6 protein-coding genes are annotated in these 5,275 nt (G+C 58.4%); 2 read left to right on the top strand and 4 right to left on the bottom strand.

Annotated elements, in window-relative coordinates:
• Positions 1-166 precede the first annotated feature (166 nt).
• Entirely contained in the window at positions 167-547 is a 381-nt protein-coding gene (locus U9R25_04000) for a hypothetical protein (protein ID MEA3335047.1), read from the bottom strand.
• A gap of 249 nt (positions 548-796) precedes the next feature.
• Between U9R25_04000 and U9R25_04005 the strand changes: the two genes are divergently transcribed.
• Positions 797-1,777, top strand: coding sequence for an integrase core domain-containing protein (locus U9R25_04005; protein MEA3335048.1), 981 nt, complete (start codon positions 797-799; stop codon positions 1,775-1,777).
• 200 nt (positions 1,778-1,977) lie between these two features.
• Here U9R25_04005 and U9R25_04010 read toward each other — a convergent pair whose 3' ends face one another.
• From U9R25_04010 to U9R25_04020, 3 genes are all read right to left on the bottom strand, one after another.
• Entirely contained in the window at positions 1,978-2,199 is a 222-nt protein-coding gene (locus tag U9R25_04010) for a hypothetical protein (protein ID MEA3335049.1), read from the bottom strand.
• 158 nt (positions 2,200-2,357) lie between these two features.
• Positions 2,358-3,476: a Fic family protein gene (locus U9R25_04015; protein ID MEA3335050.1), complete on the bottom strand. Its 1,119-nt coding sequence runs from the start codon at positions 3,474-3,476 to the stop codon at positions 2,358-2,360.
• A gap of 7 nt (positions 3,477-3,483) precedes the next feature.
• Positions 3,484-3,774, bottom strand: a complete 291-nt coding sequence (locus U9R25_04020) for a hypothetical protein (protein MEA3335051.1) — start codon at positions 3,772-3,774, stop codon at positions 3,484-3,486.
• A gap of 627 nt (positions 3,775-4,401) precedes the next feature.
• On the opposite strand from U9R25_04020, the gene U9R25_04025 reads away from it, so the two are divergent.
• Entirely contained in the window at positions 4,402-5,106 is a 705-nt protein-coding gene (locus U9R25_04025; GenBank protein MEA3335052.1) for a hypothetical protein, read from the top strand.
• The last annotated feature ends 169 nt before the right edge of the window (positions 5,107-5,275 follow it).

Raw genomic sequence — 5,275 nt, forward strand, 5'->3', positions numbered from 1 at the left:
TCATCCAAAGGATCCGAATGACCAGTTGGGGAAAATGTGAAGTTCTAGGGCGGGTTTTTGACGTTCGCGACGACGCCCAGCAGGGCATCCCCAAAATCCCTGCTGGGCGTAAATCGTGACAGTGTGTCCTCGCAGGTGCGAGGGATAGTTCAAGCTGCTGGAGCAATCAGATCAGCAGCTTGTAGGCAGTCTCGAAGCTGCCGCTGGCCTTTTCCAGCACAATCTTGATCTGGGCCCGGGTCATGCCCTTGGACTTGACCTTGGTCCAGAAGGATGAAATCCAGTCGACCGATCCATCGCGGCGGGTAATGAACCTGGGATCGCTGCCACCGGATGCCGCGCGCCCGGCAGAGTCGCCGTCGGTGCCGTTGTTGGCGCGCTCCACCGGCCTGCGCCGCAGAGGCACGACGACAGGCGTCTGCTCGACGGCAGCCGGCTCGCTCAACAGCATCCCGATGTCGCGAACCCGGATGTAAGCCAGGATGGTCAGGGCCCAGCGACGGGCGTCGTACAGGGCGTACCCTGTAAAAACCTCATGTGATGCCATTTGGTGCTAGAAAACGTGCCAAACTGGCCTTGTAGGCAGTATACTCATCCTTCATTTCGGAACCGCAAATGAGGATGAAGACATGATTTGGTACATCTTTGCGCAGTTGTATTCGACACTAATTGAGCTACTGCGCCTCTCACGAATATCAGCAGATGAAAAAGATCTTGAAATCCTGGTTCTACGCCAGCAATTGGATGTGATGGAGCGTAAGAACAATCAGGTGGTCAGGCCGAGCAAGGAAGAAAAATGGTCGTTGGCTGTGTTGGCGGCGGCGTTGAAAAAACGAGGTCGTTTGACAACCAGTCAACTGGGGAGGGTGATATACGCATCTTCAAGCCAGAGACGGTGATCGGCTGGCATCGGGAACTGGTGCGACGCAAGTGGAAACAGAAACCTGTTGATGCCGGCGGCAGACCACCGATCGGCAAAGAGTTGAGCGAACTGATCGTGCGCTTGGCGAAGGAGAATACGCGCTGGGGCTATGGCAAGATCGCTGGCGAGCTGCAGAAGCTGGGCTATGATGTCTCAGAAAGCACGGTACGCAATGTCCTCAAAGCGCATGATATCTTGCCAGCACCGGTGCGATTTGGTTCGATAGGTTGGCGCAAACTGATGGGACACTACAAATATCAACTGCTGGCCTGCGATTTCTTCACCGTGGAGACGATACGCATGCAGACGCTGTATGTGCTCTTCTTCATCGAGTTGGGAACGAGACGGGTCTACTTGGCCGGCGTTACTGAGCACCCTGATGGCGTCTGGGTGGCGCAGCAGGCTACCTCACGGACCGCCTGCTGGCGCCGGAACACGGTGTGGCTGCTGGATGAGCGTGAGGCTGAGTCAGATTTGCGATGTTTGATCAGAGACAATGACAAGAAATTCACCATGTCGTTCGATGCTGTATTCGAGTCCGAAGGGGTGAAAATTCTGCGCACGCCTTACCAGGCGCCTAACGCGAATTCACACGCTGAGCGCTGGGTGCGGACAGCCCGCGATGAGTGTTTGGACCACATTTTGATCTTGAATGAAGCCCATCTCCGGCGTACTCTGAACGAGTTTTCTGCATATTACAATACCAGGCGTCCCCACCAGGGATTAGATCAGCAATCGCCAGTGGCCAGAACGCCCCCAGAAGATACAGGTCCCGTGGCATGTCGCCAAGTATTGGGTGGCATCATCCACGATTACTACAGAGCACCGAATAATTTGGCGACACAATCCGTGTGAGTTTGGGAGTGGGGAGTGAATGGAAGATTATAAGGACAACCGGAGCTGATGACTCGGGCGCCTTGGTTATTGCGTGATGATCGAAGTATCAATCCTTTCTGATACTCAATGAAATGGTGCTTCCCTTCGACGCGTCAGTTTTGCGAATCCGATGCGCTAAACGGTCTAAGATATCGGTCTCAGACAGACCCAAAGCAGGATCAATCGGATGGGATGGGGTATTTGCACCCTACGGGTGTTTGGGGCTGGATGCGCGGTGCCCGCAGCTCCAGGTCAGGCCCGCGCGGGGTGGGGTAGAGGAGCCCGGAGCGCCGGCCGTCTTCCGGAGCGATGGAGTACTTCTGGCTGTTGCCGATGACCTGCATGAGATCATGAAGTCCTATTTCGATCCGCCTGCCTTCGGCCAGATAGAGCACTTCCATCAATGTGATCGCGGAAACGAAAACGTGATGTTGGCCTTGATCGGTCTCAGCGAGGATCTGTGAAGCCTGTCGCCCGAGAGCAGGATGCTGCCGCAGGTGGCCGTATCGTGTAAAAACATTGTTCGAACCAATTGGGAGTGGCAGGTTGCCAGGCTTGTTCAAGCCCGGTCGATTGCCGAAAAACTGCCGATGTATTGCCGATAAATTGCCGATAACCGGTAGGCGCGCTTGCGGCGGGAGGGCTCTGCTACTTCTAGAAAGCCAGCATTTACCCAATCTTGCATGAGATTGCGGGTCATGCGGTCGGACAAGCTCAGCGCCTGAGCCACATCCCTGGTGGTGATTTGCTCAGCCCTGCTGAACATGCCCAGGACGATGCGAGCGCGGCGGTCAAGCTGTCTTACGACTTCCGGTTCGGGGGGGAGGGGACGCTCAGCCAAGCGTAACGCTTCTTCCTGGGCCAATCTGAACACATGGGCCAAGGTGTCGATGAAATACGCCAGCCAGGGCGTCAGATCGGCATGCGCCCGGCCTTCGTAGTAGTTGTGGTGGGGATGCGTAACCAAAGCTTGATAGTAGCCTTCCAGGTCGCGGGCGTGATGTTCTTCCAGTGAGAAGTAGCCGTTTAGCCCATAGCTTCCCCGATGCAGGATGAGGGTAGCCAGCAGGCGGGCGGTGCGGCCATTGCCGTCGAAGTAGGGATGGATGGTCACAAACTGATAGTGGGCCAATCCGGCGATGATTGGCGCTGGAACGCCACCCTTTTCCGCTGCTTGCACCCAATTGACAAGACCCCGCATTAGCGCGGGCACATCCTTCGCTTCTGGCGGCATGAAGACGATAGCGCCACTGGCCATATCACGGATCATATTCTGGCCATCACGATAGGGAGTGGGGCGGGCTCGCTTGCCATGCTCGACCACAGCGTGGAGCCGTTGGATCAATGTTTCGGAGAGTGGCTTGCCCCGCGCCGCCCAGGTTTCCACGCGCGCGAGCGCCTCCCAGTAGTTACGCACTTCGGCAACGTCCCTTTCCCGGCCCTGGAAGGTGTGCGCTTCGTGGATGACCTGCTTCGCTTCTTCCAGGGTGAGGCGATTTCCTTCGATGCGAGTGGAGAAATGGGTGGAACGTATCTTTGCTCGCCGTCTCAACTCGGCCTGGGCAGTGGGCGGCAGAGGCGTATGCTCGACCACCGCCTTCGTCGCCTCGATGGCCATGAGCTGCTGAGCGATGGCCGGTGTGATGGTGTAGACGGGTTGCCAGGTGGTTGAATTCATCAGATTCTCAATGGATGATGTACTGGCAAATGCAAAGCAGTTCATCGTCATCCCAAGCAATGCGTTCCCAATATTGCTGTGTCGTTGGCCCAATCCCGGAGCGTTTCAGGCCGGTGGTGAAGTAGGTCTCGATGCCGGTGCTCAGGGGAAACTCCCGAACGACGATGCCCGGAACCGCGTCCAGGTTGAGCTGATCCTGGCCCAGGATCAGCTGGCCGGCTTTCTCCAGCAGCCGATCGGTGTTTGCCGGGTCCGTTCTTCGGGGGTTGACATGGGTGTGTGGTAAGAACGTTCTCAAGAGGACCACCCCGACAGATAAGAACAACTCGCGCGGACTGGTGTCGGGCGAGCCTGTGGTGACACAACGGGTGTTGCCGAGGTGCTCGCCCTCGGCTGCACGTTGGTGGCCTCGACAGTGTGCAAGACTGGTCGAGGCGTTTGTTTACAACTGAACAGATTATATGCGATTGGTGTCGAATCGGCAATCGCCCAGCTTCCTGGTGGTTTTTGTGCTTCTGGCGGGCGTGCCCTGTCTTTCGACATGGTCGAAGCGGGAGGATCTGGCCGGTACGAAGTCGTTAACGCAGCGACGCGGGGATTGCGAAGCACTCAGAGCGGCAGCGAAGAGCACGGAGACAGGGGGATGCGGCTTCCAGAAGACGGCAGACAGCGGACCGCAGACGACTTCCAGAAGACAGCAGACAGCGGACCGGGAGGTCGGGAGGGTTTGGACCACGAAGGCGGTTTGGACCACGAAGGCGCGAAGGACGCGGGGACACGGCTTCCAGAAGACGGCAGACAGCGGACCGCAGACGGCTTTCAGAAGACGGCAGACAGCGGACCGCAGACGGCAGAGGGACGGGGACACAGCGACACGGTGACACGGGGACGCGGGGACGCGGCGATGGGGAGAGGCGGTGGTAGAGTGAAACAGAAACGGTCCTGGCGCGAGGGGGCGTGGCAACGGTCGGCGTGGGCGCGGGTGGAGGCGGCGGGGAAGCGCCTGGATGGCAAAGAGGGTGAGACGGGGCAACGATATTTGCGGGAGCGGGGCCTGGAGCCGGACACCTGGCGAGCCTGGCGACTGGGGTATGTGCCGGTGGTGCATGGCCGAAAGAGGATCAAGGGACAGTGGTGGGATGTGGGTCTGGGCGCAGCTATTGCCCTGCCGTGGATTGATGGGGACAAGCTAATGGCATTGCAGTACCGGCTGATCGAACATGAAGCGTTGCGATATTGGCAAAAGGCTGGCGGAACAAGGACTCTGTTTGGCCTGCATCTGGTCGAGGGCCGGTCAGTCCTGGTGGCCTGCGAGGGAGAACTCAACGCTGTGAGTATCTGGCAGGCAGCTCGCGATTGGGCCGACGTGGTGTCGTTCGGGCCGCAGGGGAACCTCCAGCGGGCGTTGCAACACCTGGGTCCATTGGCCGACCGGTACGAGAAGGTGCTCGTCTGGGCGGATGAGGCGGCCTGGGCGCTGGCGGCGGCTGGCAAGCTCGGGGACCGGGCGGTGGCGTTACGGTCGCCGATGGGCATGGACGCGAATGATATGCTCGTTGTGGGGGTGTTGGGGGAGTTTCTCCAGAGTTTCAGAGTTTCAGAATTTCAGAGTATCGGAATGTCGGAGTGACGGGTAGGGTTGTTATTCCGGTGAGATGTCGCTGGGAGATGTCAGAATCCACTTCGCTTCGCTGCGCCCGCTCCGGGGCGCCTGACGGCGGGACTTCGTGTCTGGATACCAGAAGGCCATGTAGCGGGCGCGATTATTGATGGACGTAAATGGTTGAGGGGAACATCAT

Source organism: Chloroflexota bacterium, from assembly GCA_034717495.1.
Lineage (GTDB): Bacteria > Chloroflexota > Anaerolineae > JAAEKA01 > JAAEKA01 > JAYELL01.